Raw genomic sequence first — 17,150 nt, 5'->3', positions numbered from 1 at the left:
AAATTATCGCTACTTCTTCCGCTGGTTCCAGTAAACCACGAGATTATGCGTCGCCCTACCGGAAGCTATGATATCCAAATCCCCATCTCCATCCAGGTCCGCGGGAAGCAAATCCTCGCAAGCGATCTTGATCTTTTCATCCAAAGTATACTCCGTCCATTTCTTGCCCTCAGGATCGGTACCCACGTAAATGCGAACACCCGTTTCGCCGGTCACATTCGGGTTGCGCCAGCCCATTACAACCTGGTCGCGGCCTTGCCCGAAGAAATCGGCGCAGGCTAATGCATGGCCTTCCTTAATGCGGTCGGTGAGCACTGTGCGGCCGTCTTTGGTATAAACCGCCAGTGCATTGCCATGCATGGGCTCGATCGTGGCCGTGAACAATTGCTTTTTCCCGAGGCTTCCCGTCCTGATCTCCCCCACCCCACGTTCGGGCACCATCCAGTTGCCGGAGGGAGCCCAGCCATCGGCCCCGTTGAGAAACACCTGCACGCCTTCCTTGCCGGCAATGGACAATCCTGCCATTCTACCCGGAATTTCCATAGGCTGGAAGTTGTGGGTCATGTGCATATTGGTTTCAATGAGGCTATAAGGCCAGATGCCTTTTTTGTTTTCAGGGACATCAAAAACGATCAGTTTCACACCTGCACCGTTTCCACCGGTATTACCTTCCCCGTGCAAGGGTAACACGGCCAACTGAAATGGCCCATCGGCTGTTTTAACCCAATGCATCCGGTGAATGGTCACTTCATGGTGCAAACGCACCGGCTCCCAGGGTTTCGTGCGGTCGTCGGAGGCTACCATATAGAATACGGCTCCCGAGGTTTTCAAATCCTTCGTTTCGGATGGATTCCAGCCCGCTCCTACCGCTACTTCCACCTTACCGTCGCCGTCGATATCGCGGGCGGCTATGCAGACATTGTCCTGCTCTGTGAGATCTTTCGCAATCACATAGCGCGTCCATGCGCCGTCTTTTTTCCCGGGATTTTTATACCAGACAATTTCCTTCTTATCAGCCAGCAGAATATCCGGTTTATCATCGCCATCCACATCCCCGGAAGCCACTCCATAGCCGATACTCACCTTGTCGTCGATCGTTTCGCCATTGAAAGTAGCAGTTTGTGCAAATGCGCTTCCGGCCATTGAAAATGCGATCGAGAATAATAGTCGTTTATTCATATTCCTGAAAACCAGCAACGGCCGGTTGATAAAAGTTTTAACCTATTTTTTAACAATATACTTCAAAATGCACTCTGCGGACATTGAAAAAACAGTTTTTTGTGTCGCTTTGACCTGCATTACCTACTTTTGTAAATTATTGTAAAACCAAATATCCTTCATGAAAACAGTCCCTTTACATCAGCTCCACATCCGTTTGGGCGCAAAAATGGTCCCGTTTGCAGGTTTTGAAATGCCTGTTCGCTACTCTTCGGATCTGGATGAACATCACACCGTAAGAAATGCCGTGGGTGTTTTTGATGTATCTCACATGGGCGAATTCCGCGTAAAAGGGCCTGGCGCGCTGGCATTGGTACAAAAAGTAACGTCGAATGACGCTGCTACGCTGTATGACGGAAAAGTGCAATACGGCTATCTGCCCAATGCCACCGGCGGCGTGGTTGACGATCTCCTCGTGTATCGCATTGCCGAGGACGACTATTTTCTGGTAGTAAATGCGTCGAACATCGAAAAAGACTGGAACTGGATCCAGAGCCACAATACCGAAGGCGTGGCCATGGAAAACCTATCGGATTCGCTTTGCCTTTTGGCAGTCCAGGGACCTCATGCGACGGCCGCACTGCAAAAACTAACCGATGTGGATCTTGCTTCGATGGAATATTACACATTCCGTATCGGGGAAATGGCGGGTATCAAGGACATTATCATTTCGGCAACCGGCTACACCGGCGCGGGAGGTTTTGAAATATATGTAAAGAATGCAGATGCAGAGAAAATGTGGAATGCCATTTTCGAAGCGGGTGCCGAGTTCGGTATCAAGCCCGTGGGATTGGGTGCACGCGATACGCTGCGACTGGAAAAGGCATTTTGCCTCTATGGTAATGACATCGACGATGAAACATCGCCGTTGGAAGCCGGACTGGGCTGGGTGACCAAGTTCACGAAGGATTTTATCAATTCCGAAGCATTGAAAGCGCAAAAGGACGCAGGATTGAAACGAAAACTGATTGGTTTTGAAATGATCGATCGCGGCATTCCGCGCGGGCATTACGAGCTGTGCGATGGGGAGGGGAATAAAATTGGCGAGGTAACTTCCGGGACCCAATCGCCTACATTGCAAAAAGGCATCGGATTGGGTTATGTACCAACCGAATTCAGCAAAACGGGCACCGAAATTTTCGTAAAAGTGCGCGACAGGCTTCTGAAAGCGCAGGTTGTTAAAACGCCTTTTGTTAAAAATTAATCCCTCCTATTAAGTCCGATTGCATTTTTATGAAACAACTTGACGTTTGTCTTACCCCCGATTTACTTCATCTGCACAAACTCGATAATTCAATAGTAGTGGTGGCCGACATTTTCAGGGCCACTTCCTGCATGGTAACCGGCCTCGCTTATGGTGTAAAAAGCATTACCCCAGTGGCCAGTGTGGAGGAATGTAAGTTTTTGCAAGACAAAGGATATATAGCCGCAGCCGAGCGGGACGCACGGAAAGTAGAAGGTTTTGACCTGGACAACTCGCCATTCAGCTACATGCACGAAAGCCTGATAGGCGCGCAGATTGCGATGACGACCACCAATGGGACGCTTTCGATTTCAAAAGCCAAATCCTCGGCTGTAAAGGTAATGATCGGCTCATTCCTTAACCTGGGCGCATTGGCCAACCATCTGAAATCCGAGCCTTATGATGTGCTCGTGCTATGCGCAGGATGGAAAGGCCGCCCGAACCTGGAAGATACCCTGTTTGCGGGGGCATTGGCGGAGGCATTGAAGGACCAATTTATGCTGCTTGAAGACGGAACCCTGATGGCGCAGCGTTTATACCTCCAAAGCCGTGACAATTTGCTGGCCAGCGTCTCCAATTCGTCACACGTGCGACGCCTGCAACGCCTGGGCATTCAGAAAGATATTTCCTACTGCCTGCAAACCGACTTGTACGACGTCGTTCCCGTCCTCAGAGGTAGCACGCTGGTATCCATGAATTAATATTTACTCAAACCAAATTGCATGTTCCGATTCGTCTTTGTCATTTTTCTGGGGTTATTTCTGATAGCTGGCGTCGCTGAGGCTCAGCGTAGAACCTCTCCTCCAAGAAAGCAGCTGATTGCTCCCAAGAAAAAGGCCCCGGCCCCCGCTAAACCGCAGGCGGCCGTTGCTACGGACACGACAAAGGCGCAAGTACCTGCTACGGCACCGGACACTTCGGCCACTGCACAGGATACGCTCGCAGCACCTACCGCAGCGCCGGCTATCGACACTTCCTCTGACACGCTGACAGAAGCTGCGGCAGAAGCCAAGTTGCAGCAAGAACCCAAAGCGGACAGCATTCACTCGTTTAAGATCACGATCGAGGATATTTCATACCTGGCGGTTTGTCCGGGTACCAATGTAACCATCCCGTTCAAAACCGAAGGGCCGTTTGACGAAGGCAATACATTTATCGCCCATATCATCGACGCGACGGGCAAATCGGTACCCATTTCACTGCCTGTGAAGAAAAGCCCGATTAAAGCGGTGATCCCTTCCTATAAAGTGGGTGGGGAAATTTATCGCATTCAAATCATCGCCTCCATCCCTGTTGTAAGGAGCCAGGAAGTGCCTATAAGACTTTTGCAGGCGCCCGCAGCGAAGATCGACCTGATCGACGGCACGCAGACCGTACGCATTATGCCCGGGCAGGAGGCGCACCTGCGCGTGAACCTGACCGGCGCGGCACCGTGGTCGTTCCGGCTTTCGGACAGCACTACGGTGTTGCAAACGCTTTCGAACCCACATTTTATTACCGTAAAACCGATGGACGTAAAGGCCTATCGCGTAACCGCCGTTTCGAATGCCTGCGGAAGCGGTACTGTTTCGGGGGAGGCCATCGTGAATGTGAACAATAACCCGGAACCCAAACTGGAACTGAAAGAGATCGAGAAAATAGCGAAACTTTGCGCGGGTGTTCCCTTTCAGGTGCCTTTCAATGCAACGGGAAAATATAAGGAAGGAAATAAATTCGTTGTTCAGATTGCGGAACGGAACGGCGCATTCAAAAACATTTCAACGCCTGATTCGAGTGGCTATATTACTACCCAAATCCCCGACACCTACAAGCCGGGCGAATACCGGTTGCGCGTGACTTCGACGGCACCTTATCTCGTGAGCCAGACTACGAACATTTCAATCGTGTCGCCTACCGTGGGCACTTTGCAAAAAGACTCCCTAAGGCTGGGTGAAAACGAATCGGGCCAGCTCACCGTAAAGTTTACCGGAGGAGGCCCTTGGTTTGTGCTGCTTTCGGATGGAACTTATGAGAACAATATCCAGGAGTCGCCACATAAGATTAAGGTAAAACCATTTTATGATACCAATTATCAGATCAGCTCGGCCGGGGGACTTTGTGGTGTAGGTAAATTCTCGGGCTCGGCGAAAGTCACCGTGAAAAGCCCGCCGGCAAGCATCACGCTAGAAAAATTGCCGCAAAACATGGCTTGCGCGGGGTCTACCATTGATATTCCTTATAAAACAGAAGGCCGCTATAACCCGAACAACAAGTTTACGGTTCAGATGACCGACAAGTCCGGAAGATTTGTGACGTTGCCGACGACCGTGACGCCTACGGCAATGCAGGTGAAACTCGCCGCAGCCGCACCCGGAGATACCACGAAGATTCATAAGATCCGTATTGTCTCCTCGTCTCCCGCCGTTTCCAGCGCCATTGAAGAGCTGGAAGTAATCGCGCCGGACAAGGCCGTGGCAGAAGTTTCCGGGCGGGGTACGGTTTCGGCCGGGCGCTCTACCCGTATTCAATTGAAATTCAAAAATGGGCTTCCGCCGTGGTCATTCACGCTCTCGGACGGCACGGCGATCAACGGTACATTTCTTAACCCGTACCTCATTTCCGTTTCACCGGCTTCTACCACCGAGTACACGATCACATCACTGAAAAGTGGATGCGGAACCGGCACGGGGCGGGGTTCGGCCGTGGTGACGGTAGAAAACTAGCATACAGCCATGCGAATAGGGAGGATACTGTTTTTCGTGCTGACTGTCGTATTCGGTCCTTCCCGCATTCTCGGACAGGCGTTGCCGCTGGGCGAATGGCAAAGTCATTTCAACTATCTCTCCGCCAAACAGGTCGTCGAGGCAGGTTCACGAGTTTATTGCGCTTCCTACAACGGGCTCTTTTCCGTAAATAAAGAAAGCGGAGAAATCCGGATGCTTTCCAAAGCAGACGGCCTTAGCAATACGGGGATTGCGACAATGGGTTACCTGTCTTCGAGCCGGCTCCTGATGATGGCCTACCGCAATGGTACCATCGATTTTGCATACCTCAATGAGCAAGCCGAACCAAATCAAACCGAAACCTGGGATCTTCTGAATGAAACCCAGGGATTGCCTGCGGACAAGGCCATCCGAAATATTGTTTTCAGAGAGAATCTGGCCTACATCGCAACGGGTTTCGGGGTGCTCGTGCTGGACACTCGACTTCGGCAGGTAGAAGAAACATATCGTTACATCGGCCCTGACGGTACCCAGTTGGCCGTCAGCGACCTGGTATTTTCCGGAGACTCACTTTTTATCCTAAGTGGCCAGGGTATTCTGGCTACCTCAATGCGTGAAGATGTGAACCGGCAATATTTCGCAAACTGGAAACCGATAGCAAGTCCGGGCAACATTTCAGGTATTGCATTCTTTTCCGGCACCGTCCATGTGGCTGTTTCGGGAAAGGGTATTTTTAAATATGAAAACGGGAACTGGAAACTCGTTTATCCTTCCGGAAGTCCTAACCTGCGTATCCTGGATACAGGTGATTTACTGACAATAACAAACGGAAACTCCGTCATTACGCTCAATCCACTTTACAAAGCCCAAACTTATAGCAGCCCATTCTTCCTGGGCATCCGATCGGGCATTCTTCTGGGATCGAAAACACTATGGGTTGGCGATCAAAAAAATGGAATGATCACCAATCAATTTTCAGATTTCAAACCGCTTTCACCGGTGCAGGGCGATACGACCATTTCTCCGCGCCCGGATTCAACGATCACCGATCTGAATGGCCTGTTATGGACGCGACTTCCCGAAACGCTTGGTGGAAGTATTATGGTAAGCAATGCAGACGCCTCACGGAAAAAAGTACTTTCCACGTCGATCGGCAGCGGGACTTTACCTTCCTCCAAAGTCAACAGTCTGGCACTCGACCAGGACGGATTCGTATGGTTTGCGGGTGCGAAAGGCGTTGGTTACTTCATTCCCGATGGCGTTTTGGAGGCTGCCCGTGTAGATGCGATCCTGCCTGTTTACGGTCAGCGTAGGTTATTCAACAATGAAGAATGTACCGCGCTCGCCATTGAACCGGGCAACCGAAAATGGATTGGCACCCGGACGGGGCTTTATCTTTTCAATGAAGATGGCACTGAACTCATCAGAAAATTCACCTCCGACGACAGTCCGCTTCCCTCGGATGTGATCCGCGCACTCCGTTTCGAGGCTGAGACGGGATTGCTTTTTGTAGATACGCCCGCCGGTATGGTTTCTTATCAGAGCGATGCAAGAGCCCCAGCCGAAAACCTCGACCGCATCACCATTTTTCCTAATCCAATCCGACCTGACTATTCGGGCAATGTGGGAATCAGCGGCCTGACCGGTCACTCTATCGTCAAAATCACCGACCTTGCAGGCAGGCTCGTGTTTGAAACGCGTTCCGAAGGCGGCCTCGTGTCCTGGAACCTGAACGACTACACGGGGCGCCGCGCGCGGGCCGGAATATACATTGTACTCATCGTGTCGGCCGATGGTTCTGAGCGACAGGCAGGTAAATTGGCAATTATCAATTAAAATCATAATTTAATCCAGGCGTTCAGCTTAGCGGACGCAACAGACTATATGACCTCCAATCAAGAAAAAGTGCCTTACATTGTGGGTATCACCGGCGGCAGCGCGTCGGGCAAGACCTATTTTATGAAAAACCTCATCGACGCGTTTGGTAAGGATGAGGTCACACGTATTTCGCAGGACAATTATTACCGGCCGATCCACGAAATCCCCCGTGACGAAAACGGCGTGGAGAATTTCGACTTACCCGAGACGATCGACCATCACCTTTTCGCGGAGCATATTGCCGTCCTTCGTGCGGGCCGTACCGTACAGCAGAAAGAGTATACTTTCAACAATCCGCTGATTACCCCCGAGATTCTGGTTTTCGAACCCAGACCTATTATCATCGTTGAAGGAATTTTCGTTTTCTACTTCCCTGAAATAGCCCGGCTTATCGATTTGAAAATTTTTGTCGATGCCAAGGAGCATGTTAAAATAAAACGGCGGATTATTCGTGATAATAATGAGCGCGGTTATGACCTCGACGACGTCCTATACCGTTGGGAACATCACGTAGCGCCGACTTACGACAAATTCATACTCCCATTGCGCGCAGAAGCGGATATGATCATCAACAACAACTCCCGGTTCGATACGGGCTTGCAGGTGTTGATAGGGTTTTTGAAAGGAAAATTGAAAGAGCAATACAAACATTCATCATAGTCATCTCAAATTCAACCGAGTTAATGAAGAATTCTTTACTGACGATTTACCGGGTCTTTTCAAAACACATCACTATTGTTGCAATAGCTTCCATCGCTTTTTCCGCCTGCGACGACGACACCCAACCAGCGGACCCTTACCAATATTACCCGCTGACTATCGGGCATTATCTCGTCTACGAAGTTAATCAGGAAGTATATTCCACAGGCCAGGCGGCTCCAGTGGTAACGAAGTGGCAGGAAAAAGACGAAGTAGACAGGATCGTTTCCGATTCGGCCGGGATCGTTACATACGTAATTGCGAGATCAACCCGTAATTCACCGACCGACTACTGGCAAAAGGTAAAAGAGTTTGCGGTGCACAAATATCCTGACAAGCTACTGACCAACGTCGATAATCAACCATTCTTGTCGCTTACGTTTCCGATCAATTCGCGCACTACCTGGAACGGCAACAGCTACAACAACCTCGACAAACAGGAGTCATACTATGAGCCGGGGTTCAGTTCAGTCAAGATCGGCGACCAATCATTCGATAATGTCCTGACCGTTGTAGAGCGCAAAGACACCTCTATCATCAACAGATACGTAACGATCAAACAATACGGTCCGGGCGTTGGTCTTATTTCTGATGATCAGACTAACTTTGAATTCTGCCAAAACGACGAATGCATCGGTTCTGGAAAAGTTGAATCCGGCAGTCACAAATCTCGTAAAATCATAGAATTTGGCAATAGGTAATCCGTAAATAGACAACCGTATATTCAGCCAAAACTTGATTTTTTCATATTCGTTGCGAATAATGCTTGCAAATTCAATTTATCTATCTAAATTTACGACGGATACTGGTATTAATCATTCATTAACCGATAAACAATGAGAACATTGACATCGCACTCTACACAGACGAAAAAGTCTTACCGCAAGCCGGTCCTCGTTCAACACGGTAACGTTCAAAACCTTACCAAGGGAAAACAAGGCAGCGCTTTTGACGAACTTACTTCTGAGAACACCTACTCGGAGGATGCTTAGTAAAGCAATCCATGATGTACATTGAGGGTTTTGTTTCTTTTGATCCCAAAATTGGGATTTGTATACCGGAAATAAGATCAAGTATTCAATGGCCTAATGGATACATATTATTGCAAAAGCTAGACTATTTTTTTCCAACTAAATTCATTATTGGTTCGAAAAAGTCTGGTCAACAGGAAGATAGTAGGCTATCGGGTATATCCAATCCCGATAGCCTATTTTCGTTATCGGATTTTGAAGCGTATCTCAGTAAGCATAGTGAAGAGGTCGGCTTGGGGGTATGGTATGATGATGATACCAATGTACTCCACCTGGCAAGGGACATCTTTGGAATATTCCCATTGTATTATATTCATTTGCCCAATCAGTTTGCCGCATTCTCTACCAACCTGGTGAAGCTCTTGATGATGCCTCTTGTGAAGCAACATCTGAAAATAGACCATCAGCGATTGACGTCCTACCTCACATTCAGAGGTGAACAAGGAAAAGACTACTCGGCTGACACATTCTATCAAAATGTAAAAACGGTACTTCCCGGGCATATTTTATCGCTCGACCCGACCGAGCTCAGGTCTAAGCCATTCTTTTCCTTTCAACTCCCCCAATCATCAAACCATCATTCCGCTGCTGATTATAAGTTTCTGTTCCGGGACATGCTTGCAACCTCTGTAAAAAAAAACACGCTGCAAGAGGGTTTGCTTCTGGGATCACACCTCAGTGGAGGCCTCGATTCGTCCTCCGTTAGTGCGCTTACCCGATTGATTCATCCAGACAGAACGCTTCATACTTTCTATTACAGCACACAAAAGGATCCTACATACGACCAGTCATTCGCTATAAGCGTAGCCAGGCAGATTGGCTCCGTTCATCACTATGTGACCCAGGAGACCAACGATTTCGATATTGTACAACTTCATACATCATTACACGGCTATCCGCAGCCCGGCTTAATTTCACCGGCGTCACAGGACAGCCTCATGAAATGCGCTTCTGAGGCAGGCTGCAAAGTCTTATTAAATGGAAGTGACGGAGATTCGATCGTTGGAAGCGGGATGGAGTTGCCGGAGTACACCTTCTACGAAAAAAACTGGCTTTTACTCAAAGAACTGCTAGACAAACGAGTTCCATTCTTCACGCTTGCCAATCGCTATAAAAATTGGGATTCTTTGAGTAAAGAAGAGAAATCGGCCATCGTCGAACACAACTTCTTTTATAACAGATTGACGGCTGTGCTGCGAAAGGATGGAGTGAAACATGCTTTTGATACCTATCAGGAGCTCTCCTCTCATTTTGATTTATCGCTCCCATATTTTCTTCGGAGAGGCGCGGCAGCCCTATTCAAAAAAATCAAGGGCCAGTCAATCCAGCCTGTAACAATTTTAAGGGAGGAGTTCCTGCGAGACACAAGGTTTATAGCGTCGCCATCCCGTGGCCTTTCGGCATCCCTTATGGAGACGTTGCCCGACACCTCACGGCAATGGCTTCAAGACGTTTATACAATGACATCGATCAGCCTGAACGAGAGCAGGCACATCCTTGCCAACCATTACGGCTTTCAGAATCGTTCCCCATTTTATGACAAGCAGCTATTTGAACTTTGCATGTCTATTCCGCCGATAGCAAAATTTGGAAATGGCCTGGGTCGAATGCATTTCAGAGAGGCAATGGAAGGCATCTTGCCTGAGCATGTTCGCTTGCGCCATCAAAAAACCCAGGTCGGCTCTTATGGTGTCGATGTAACACTCAGGCTTTATGATCAGGCAAAAGATTTCCTCAGTGAATCCACTCAGGTTTGGGACTACCTCGACAAGAGCCTGTTCAACAGCTCTGTCAAATTTCTCAAAATAAAGGGACTTCCGACCGACCAGTACAATCGAAGCATGTTCCATGTCACCAGGGCCATTTCGCTAGCCTCCTGGCTTGATTGGCAGAAAAATTTGAAGTAATTATTTCACAACAGCTACCTTCCCCGTTATTTTCTTCTCTTTACCGTCGGCGCTCTTGAGCGTTACATTATAGATAAAAAGACCCGCGCCCGTTGGCATCCAATACCAATCTTCCGTGCTTGCGGTAGGACGTATTTCATGAGTTAAGCGCTTATTGCCTTTCAGATCAAAAATCGTAACCTCGGCTGATTTCAGAGAGCCAGTAACGTTCCCCTTAATCCGGAACCGCACATAATCCGTCGCAGGGTTGGGGCTGGTCACCACATTTAGCTCATCGGCATCTCCGATACGGAACTTAATGCTGAAAGGGCTCTCGGAAGCATTTCCTGCTTTATCCTTCGTATTAACAAGTATTTCGTACAAACCTTCCACAGCAAGTTCTGAGTGGTAGATGACCTCAACAGACCGGTCTGACAACTGTTTCATTTCCAGATCCGAGTAGCTTAATTCCTCAAAATCACAATCGTTATCCGGACATTTTTTAATGAAAATGGAAATCAACGACGTATCCATCGACATCAAACGATCGTCCGTCAGCACGAACCGAACATCTGGTTTCGCCCAGGTTTTTTCCTCGTTTTCAATCACTCTGCCATTAAAAGTCACATTCAATATTGGCGGTATAACATCCTTCACCCTTTCAATCGGATAGGCTGCCTGATCTTTCGCTTTGTCCCATTCGACCAATAGCTCACTGCTATTATTGCTCTTGCTGAGCTCCGTTACTTTTCCCGCCGGGTCGATCACCACTTCAACTCTCAACAACCCTGCCTTCGACGGCGACGTCACCTTGATCGTATCCAGGTAAGGAAAAGACAGCACTGTTTCATTTTTTACCACCTGTGTGCCGTCTCCATATACGTACTTGATCTGGATAGGAACCTGCTCACCCTTATTATACCTTCCTTGATTTTCAACCGTTATCGCGGTTATCAAGTTGGCTGATTTCCCTATTGTTGTACCGGAGTTTTCAGCGTAAAGCATTATCCCTTCATCCGAATCAACCGAATAATCGGGCGACGCTACGTAAATCATATGCAGCGCGGGATCGCCCTGTAATAGCGCCTGATGCACGTTTGCCACCAAATAGGAATTATATCCCTTAGCAAAAGTCCTTCTGGCCACCTCTTTCTGGACCTCACCAATCGGAAGCTTCGAAGCGGTGTTATCCACGAAAAGTACCGTATAAAGGTGCTCCAGATAATCGGTTGTGGTAGAGACGTAGGTATCGAACGTATTGGCCACCACTGCCACAGTACCTCTTTTCGGTGCCAGAATCCAGTCGAGTGAGAGCGCCATTCTATCGCCCGAAGATGGGCTTGTATTGAACCTGCCACTAAAAACGTTACCTACACCGCAACCATTGAAATACATGAGCGGGTATCTGCCCTGGTTGCTGTATGCCCTCGAAGCATCTGTAATATAGCCAATATCCAGGTCTGTTACCGTTGTTGAACCGTGGCCAAAATAGGTAAGTAATCCGACACCCGAATTAATTTCCGGAGTGATGTTAACGGAGATGGTTTCAGCAATCGGTTGCGGTTTTACAAATGCCTTGACTTTCGCTCCGGCAAATCCTTCTTCCGCCATTGGCGCCAGTTCAGCCAGGATATTTTTCAGCTGAGTAATTTCAGAGGTGCTTTTTCCGCCATTCAAGTGCAGAATGTTTTTCTTCCAGCTAACACCGTTGGCCGATTGAGCTTCATACTCTTTCACCTTTTCCAGGTAATCATATATATGCTGATTTGTCAATGCCGAAAGTCTGCCAACCGGGACAGCCGGCACTTCCTTAGGAGTTCCCGCAAGCCCTTCGACCAGTAAAACGTCTGATCCCGGAAAACCTATAGTCGGGACCTCGTCGGGCAACTCCTTAGTCATCCTTTCATTAAATGTAACCGACTTGCCTATCAGAAAAAGGTTTTTGGCAGTGTTGCCGTCCGAAAGCATATAGTCCATAAACCTTCTTATTGCCACAGGGCTCGGTTCACCAAAGTTAAATTGGTTATATACCTCTTTAATAGTCACTACAACCGGCTTAAAAGAGCCGCCGATGGCTGATGACCGGTAAGATGCATAGGTATTTGCCCCTTCTTTCAGCGCGTCTGTCGTGATTATAATGTAGTTATAGGCTTTGGGATCCAGCTTAGTCAGTGAAACCGATGTGATTTTTGCCGCGGGTACCACGATGGTTTCAGTAGTTGCAAGTAACCTCACCGATTTGCCTGTTTTACGCGGTATCATCAGGTCGGTAGCCTTTCCTGTAATTATCTGCGGCACGTCGATATCCGAAATGTCGTAAAAATTACAGCTCGCCGGCGTATTGGCAATATTTACCCGGGTCCAGGTATCAGCGGTTTTGTCAAAAGTAAATTCATAACTTTTGTTTGTACCCATATTCAATGTCTGAGGGTAAGTCACAGTGTAGTAAGCAAGCGAATACCATGGCCGGATATCAGAGCTTAATCCCTTCAATGACAAAATACCCTTTTTATTTGCATCAACGTCGGTGTCCTGTACCTCGAAAGAATAAACCGATGCAGTAAAGTTCTCATTTTTAATGGCATCCACTTTTCTCAATGATTTATCGTCTTTGCCTACATAAACCTCGATAGAGTGAACCGCATTACTCCGGCCATGCACCATCAATTTAATGACCGCCTTATCCTTTGAATCAGCAGACATATTTGTTAACTGAAAATTGTAATTTCTTGGTAATCCGTCTTTGATGGTCTCACCAGTCTTGCTGGCGCCATTTTCAAAAAAGCTATTGAAGAAGTTAGCGCGGATCGCACTTGTCGTACTTAGCGAATATTCCTTCGCGAACGATGCGACGTCCGTCTTTTTATGGTATGTAGAGGGTGTTATGGCAGTGGGATTCTGATTTACCACCGTGGCACGCAAGCCATTCTCTTTACCTATCGTCAGATAGTAGGCACTTTCATCGGAGTAAAGGCTCGTATAAGGATTCATGCGCGAGCTCATCGGCCTGTATAGGAGCGAATCCAGGGCTCCGTCATTGGGTACCCCGTAAAACAAGATCTCATTATTTGACGTACTTAAAATGGCAACTTGCCGGCCTCTGTGCCAGAGCTGAAATTTAGCCTGCTGATCGGCAGAAAAACCGGAAGGCAGTGAAGAAAAGGAGACCTTTTGTATGCCGTTTTGTGTTACCCCTATCTTCGCGTACGGTTGTCCGTACGTAATCCAGCTGTTCGTATACGGCGCTCCCCACTGACCATAAACACGCATTGATCCGGCTAGCAATAACAAAAGAAGAAGTCTAATAAGAGGTAATCTGGCCATTTTTGAGAATATAAAGTAAAAAGTATAGGCATGGAACATGTGCATTCCATGCCTATCAAATTCAATCACTTACAACTTGAAAACTTTGCGGGTATATTTGTCGCCGTTTGAAGTCAGTATTTCTACCAGGTACTCACCGGATGGGAGATTTGACAACGAGACTTTGGAGCCTGTCTGATCTTTCAGTACCGCTTTTCCATTGATATCGAAAAGGTTCCAGCTCTTAATGTTGGCAGGAATACCCAGACGGATCTCCGCAACACCACTCACAACCGGGTTTGGTGAAATCGAAACTATATCGGAGCTCTCACGAACAATCGAGGCAATTTTTGAAAGTGTACTAGGACCTTCGATTACTTTTCCATCGACAATCAAATCATAATCGACCTGCTTCAAACGATAGTAGCTAGTTCCGCCCAGCGGCTTAGAATCGATGAACGAGTAAGACACTTCTGTATTGGAGTCACCTCTTCCTTCTACCCGTCCAATTGCTTCGAAATTTCTCGCATTGTAGCTTCTCTCTACTATGAAATGGCTGTTATTCTTTTCAGAAGCCGTCTTCCAAATTAGTTCGACTTTATCAGTGCCTAGTTTCTTAGCATCGAACGAAATCAGATCTACCGGTAGTGGAGCTTCATTCAGCAATATTCTCAAGGCAGGGTCACCCTGTAACAAAACCTGGTGAATATTAGCCCTGTCAGCATCGTAAAAGGCAGCAACACGGGCATTCTGACCTGGGTTATAGTTATAGCCTTTTGCTGTTTTGGTCTGTATCGCAACCTCCTTCAATATCTGACCAATAGTAAGGCGTTGGTCATCATTTTTAGAAAAAATCAAAGGATAAAGCCTGTCGAGGTATTCGTTCGATGTGCTTGCGTAAGCATCCCAGGTATTACCAAAAACGACAATTGCTCCTTTACTAGGCGCAAGCAGCCAATCCAGCGACATCGGGCGCGAAGTAGATTGGTTAACTGTTTCTGCGAACAGGTCACTGAAAACATTGTTTACACCACATCCATTGTAGAAAAGCACCGGGTATTTGTTGGCATTGTCGTAGGCTTTACCTGCAAAGTCGGTAGCATAACCTGCATTCAAATCCGTGCGATATGTAGCTCCATGGCCAAAGTAGCTGACCATCCCCACCCCGGTACCATTCAGCTCAGGCGCGATCGTAATTTGCTCCTGAACATCCTGAGGAATACTCTTGATTTTTTGTATTACCGCACCATTAAACGGAGCTGACGATACAATACTACCAATTGAAGACAGATACCCGGAAAACTGATTAATTTCCCCCTGGTCCTTACCACCGCTCATATGCAGCACATTCTTTCTCCATGCCAGATCCTTCTGCGCCTCGTAGGTTGTGATCTTAGCCAGATAATCTGTAACGTGTTGCGGAGTGATCGCAGAGATCCGCCCAACAGGAATTGCCGGAACGTCATCCGGAGTTCCCGCCAAACCATCAACCAGAAGCAAATCAGCACCTGGAAAACCAATTGTTGGAACTTCTTCCGGCAACTCCTTCACCATTCGGTCCGGCTTTGTGACTGATTTACCGATCAACAAAAGAAACTTTTCTTTGTTGCCGTCAGAAATCATGTAGTCTACAAATCTACGGATTGCAACAGGGCTTGGCTCGCCATAGTTGAACTCGTTGTAAATGTCCTTGATCTTTCTAACCAGCGGCGTGTACTTTTTCCCCGGGCTTGCATTCTGGCGATAAGCAGCGTACTGTCCCGCAGCTCCGAACAACGTTTCATTACTAACAATCAAATAGTTATACGTTGCTGGGGTGGCCTGGCTAAAAGTTACCGTCGAAATCTTTCCGGCACCGACCTGCGTAAGTTCGTTGGTTGCAAGAAGCTTTAACGTACCGCCGCTACGGGTTACCATCAAATCAGCAGCGCTCCCCTGGATAATGCGCGGCGCATCTACATTCGAAATGTCGTAAAATGCTGCATTGGCAGCCGGGTTAGTGATCTGGATTCTCGATTTTACTCCATTGGCTGCCGACGGGAAATTGAACTCATACGAAGGCAATCCCTGCATGTTAATCAACTGGTTGTAAACAATTGTGAAGTACGATACCGAATAGTAAGCGGTAGCAGTAGCACCTTTAAAACCAAAAGTACCTGCTCCATTGGCGTCGTAATCCGTCGGCTGCAACTGGAAATTTGCCTCCGCAGGTGCAAAATCATTGGTTGGAATAGAGATTGCAGCGCGCAACGAGCCCGCATCTTTGCCCACAAATATCTCCGCCAACTGATTGGCATAGCGGCCACTCAAAAGAATCTTCACAGCCGGTGTCGAACCAGGAGCAACATTCTTTACACTGAACGAGAATGGCTCGGCAACATATGTGTTGGTGTAACTGGTCGGCTTGGGGTTGGAAGTATAAACAGTGGTTAACTGTCCTGGAAGTGGCAGACGGCTCCCTGTCCCGGTTTTACCTTCCTCGAAATAGCTGTTCAGCGTACTGGGCCGCAACGAATACTTGGTATCGTGTGTAAACTCGTTCGTATAGGTTCTCAGCTCAGTCCTGATATGCGACTCTGCCGGCGTAACGCCAGCGTCGACAGCAGTGTTTTCAACCTGCGCCCGAAGGCCGTTGTCTGTACCGATAGTAAGAAAATAAGCGCTTTCGTTCGAAAACCAGCTGAAATACGGGTTTTTTCTCGATGTTGGCAGGCGGAACAGCAGTTCATCCGAGGCTCCATCGTTGGGCACACCATAAAAAATAATTTCGTTCGCATCCGCCTTGACGATGTGAACCTGATTTCCCCGGTGAAATAGTTGTAGCTTCGATTTGTCCGCAGATTGAAAATTGCCGGGCAAGTCGGCGATCGCCACGCGCTGAAGGCCCTTGGCGGTTACACCAATACGCACCCAACTCTGACTATACTTGCCTGCAAGCCACTCATTCCCGTAGGCACCGCTCCACTGCGCACGCGCGGAGAGAGGTGCCATAATAATTCCGAAAAAGAGCAAGCTGAAAAATGTGGTAGAAATTCTTCCTTTCATAGAATTCTGATTTTATTGTTTACCGATCCGAATGATTTTAATTCTCGTACTAACTCGGTTTTCAAACGAACTTTAGCACAAATCTATTATTAAACAAAAATACTATAATTAGCAAACAGATCAAGATTTCATTGTATTAGTCGAC

The 17,150-nt window shown here is 47.8% G+C and carries 11 protein-coding genes; 8 read left to right on the top strand and 3 right to left on the bottom strand.

Translation table 11 applies throughout. The features are described from left to right. Positions 1 to 9 precede the first annotated feature (9 nt). Positions 10 to 1,179, bottom strand: coding sequence for an FG-GAP repeat domain-containing protein (locus tag AAHB90_RS28195; protein WP_342088608.1), 1,170 nt, complete (start codon positions 1,177 to 1,179; stop codon positions 10 to 12). Between the two features lie 160 nt (positions 1,180 to 1,339). On the opposite strand from AAHB90_RS28195, the gene gcvT reads away from it, so the two are divergent. From gcvT to AAHB90_RS28155, 8 genes are all read left to right on the top strand, one after another. Next, positions 1,340 to 2,422, top strand: a complete 1,083-nt coding sequence (gene gcvT, locus AAHB90_RS28190) for a glycine cleavage system aminomethyltransferase GcvT (RefSeq protein WP_342088607.1) — start codon at positions 1,340 to 1,342, stop codon at positions 2,420 to 2,422. Between the two features lie 29 nt (positions 2,423 to 2,451). Further along, positions 2,452 to 3,162: a 2-phosphosulfolactate phosphatase gene (locus AAHB90_RS28185; protein WP_342088606.1), complete on the top strand. Its 711-nt coding sequence runs from the start codon at positions 2,452 to 2,454 to the stop codon at positions 3,160 to 3,162. A 21-nt stretch (positions 3,163 to 3,183) separates the two neighbouring features. Then, on the top strand, positions 3,184 to 5,163 hold the full coding sequence (locus tag AAHB90_RS28180; RefSeq protein WP_342088605.1) for a hypothetical protein: 1,980 nt from the start codon (positions 3,184 to 3,186) through the stop codon (positions 5,161 to 5,163). A gap of 9 nt (positions 5,164 to 5,172) precedes the next feature. Further along, the gene (locus tag AAHB90_RS28175) at positions 5,173 to 6,999 is read left to right on the top strand and encodes a PorZ beta-propeller-like domain-containing protein (RefSeq protein ID WP_342088604.1); all 1,827 of its coding nucleotides are present in this window, start codon (positions 5,173 to 5,175) and stop codon (positions 6,997 to 6,999) included. Between the two features lie 48 nt (positions 7,000 to 7,047). Further along, entirely contained in the window at positions 7,048 to 7,701 is a 654-nt protein-coding gene (locus tag AAHB90_RS28170; RefSeq protein ID WP_342088603.1) for a uridine kinase family protein, read from the top strand. 23 nt (positions 7,702 to 7,724) lie between these two features. Beyond that, positions 7,725 to 8,441, top strand: coding sequence for a hypothetical protein (locus AAHB90_RS28165; RefSeq protein WP_342088602.1), 717 nt, complete (start codon positions 7,725 to 7,727; stop codon positions 8,439 to 8,441). Positions 8,442 to 8,576: 135 nt separating this feature from the next. Beyond that, positions 8,577 to 8,732, top strand: coding sequence for a lasso RiPP family leader peptide-containing protein (locus tag AAHB90_RS28160; protein WP_342088601.1), 156 nt, complete (start codon positions 8,577 to 8,579; stop codon positions 8,730 to 8,732). Between the two features lie 11 nt (positions 8,733 to 8,743). Next, the gene (locus AAHB90_RS28155) at positions 8,744 to 10,678 is read left to right on the top strand and encodes an asparagine synthase-related protein (protein ID WP_342088600.1); all 1,935 of its coding nucleotides are present in this window, start codon (positions 8,744 to 8,746) and stop codon (positions 10,676 to 10,678) included. Here AAHB90_RS28155 and porU2 (AAHB90_RS28150) read toward each other — a convergent pair whose 3' ends face one another. Next, the gene (gene porU2 / locus AAHB90_RS28150) at positions 10,679 to 13,981 is read right to left on the bottom strand and encodes a putative type IX secretion system sortase PorU2 (RefSeq protein WP_446717939.1); all 3,303 of its coding nucleotides are present in this window, start codon (positions 13,979 to 13,981) and stop codon (positions 10,679 to 10,681) included. A gap of 69 nt (positions 13,982 to 14,050) precedes the next feature. Next, complete coding sequence (porU2, locus tag AAHB90_RS28145; protein ID WP_342088598.1) at positions 14,051 to 17,005, bottom strand: putative type IX secretion system sortase PorU2; 2,955 nt, start codon at positions 17,003 to 17,005, stop codon at positions 14,051 to 14,053. Between the last annotated feature and the right edge of the window lie 145 nt (positions 17,006 to 17,150).

The organism is Dyadobacter sp. OTU695, from assembly GCF_038440355.1.
Lineage (GTDB): Bacteria > Bacteroidota > Bacteroidia > Cytophagales > Spirosomataceae > Dyadobacter.
This window is presented reverse-complemented; position numbering and strand designations above follow the sequence as displayed.

What these genes read in the sequence shown, in the direction of transcription:
- AAHB90_RS28195 (WP_342088608.1), bottom strand. Translation starts at nt 1,179, where the DNA reads ATGAATAAACGACTATTATTCTCGATCGCATTTTCAATGGCCGGAAGC.
- gcvT (WP_342088607.1), top strand. Translation starts at nt 1,340, where the DNA reads ATGAAAACAGTCCCTTTACATCAGCTCCACATCCGTTTGGGCGCAAAA.
- AAHB90_RS28185 (WP_342088606.1), top strand. Translation starts at nt 2,452, where the DNA reads ATGAAACAACTTGACGTTTGTCTTACCCCCGATTTACTTCATCTGCAC.
- AAHB90_RS28180 (WP_342088605.1), top strand. Translation starts at nt 3,184, where the DNA reads ATGTTCCGATTCGTCTTTGTCATTTTTCTGGGGTTATTTCTGATAGCT.
- AAHB90_RS28175 (WP_342088604.1), top strand. Translation starts at nt 5,173, where the DNA reads ATGCGAATAGGGAGGATACTGTTTTTCGTGCTGACTGTCGTATTCGGT.
- AAHB90_RS28170 (WP_342088603.1), top strand. Translation starts at nt 7,048, where the DNA reads ATGACCTCCAATCAAGAAAAAGTGCCTTACATTGTGGGTATCACCGGC.
- AAHB90_RS28165 (WP_342088602.1), top strand. Translation starts at nt 7,725, where the DNA reads ATGAAGAATTCTTTACTGACGATTTACCGGGTCTTTTCAAAACACATC.
- AAHB90_RS28160 (WP_342088601.1), top strand. Translation starts at nt 8,577, where the DNA reads ATGAGAACATTGACATCGCACTCTACACAGACGAAAAAGTCTTACCGC.
- AAHB90_RS28155 (WP_342088600.1), top strand. Translation starts at nt 8,744, where the DNA reads ATGATGTACATTGAGGGTTTTGTTTCTTTTGATCCCAAAATTGGGATT.
- porU2 (WP_446717939.1), bottom strand. Translation starts at nt 13,981, where the DNA reads ATGGCCAGATTACCTCTTATTAGACTTCTTCTTTTGTTATTGCTAGCC.
- porU2 (WP_342088598.1), bottom strand. Translation starts at nt 17,005, where the DNA reads ATGAAAGGAAGAATTTCTACCACATTTTTCAGCTTGCTCTTTTTCGGA.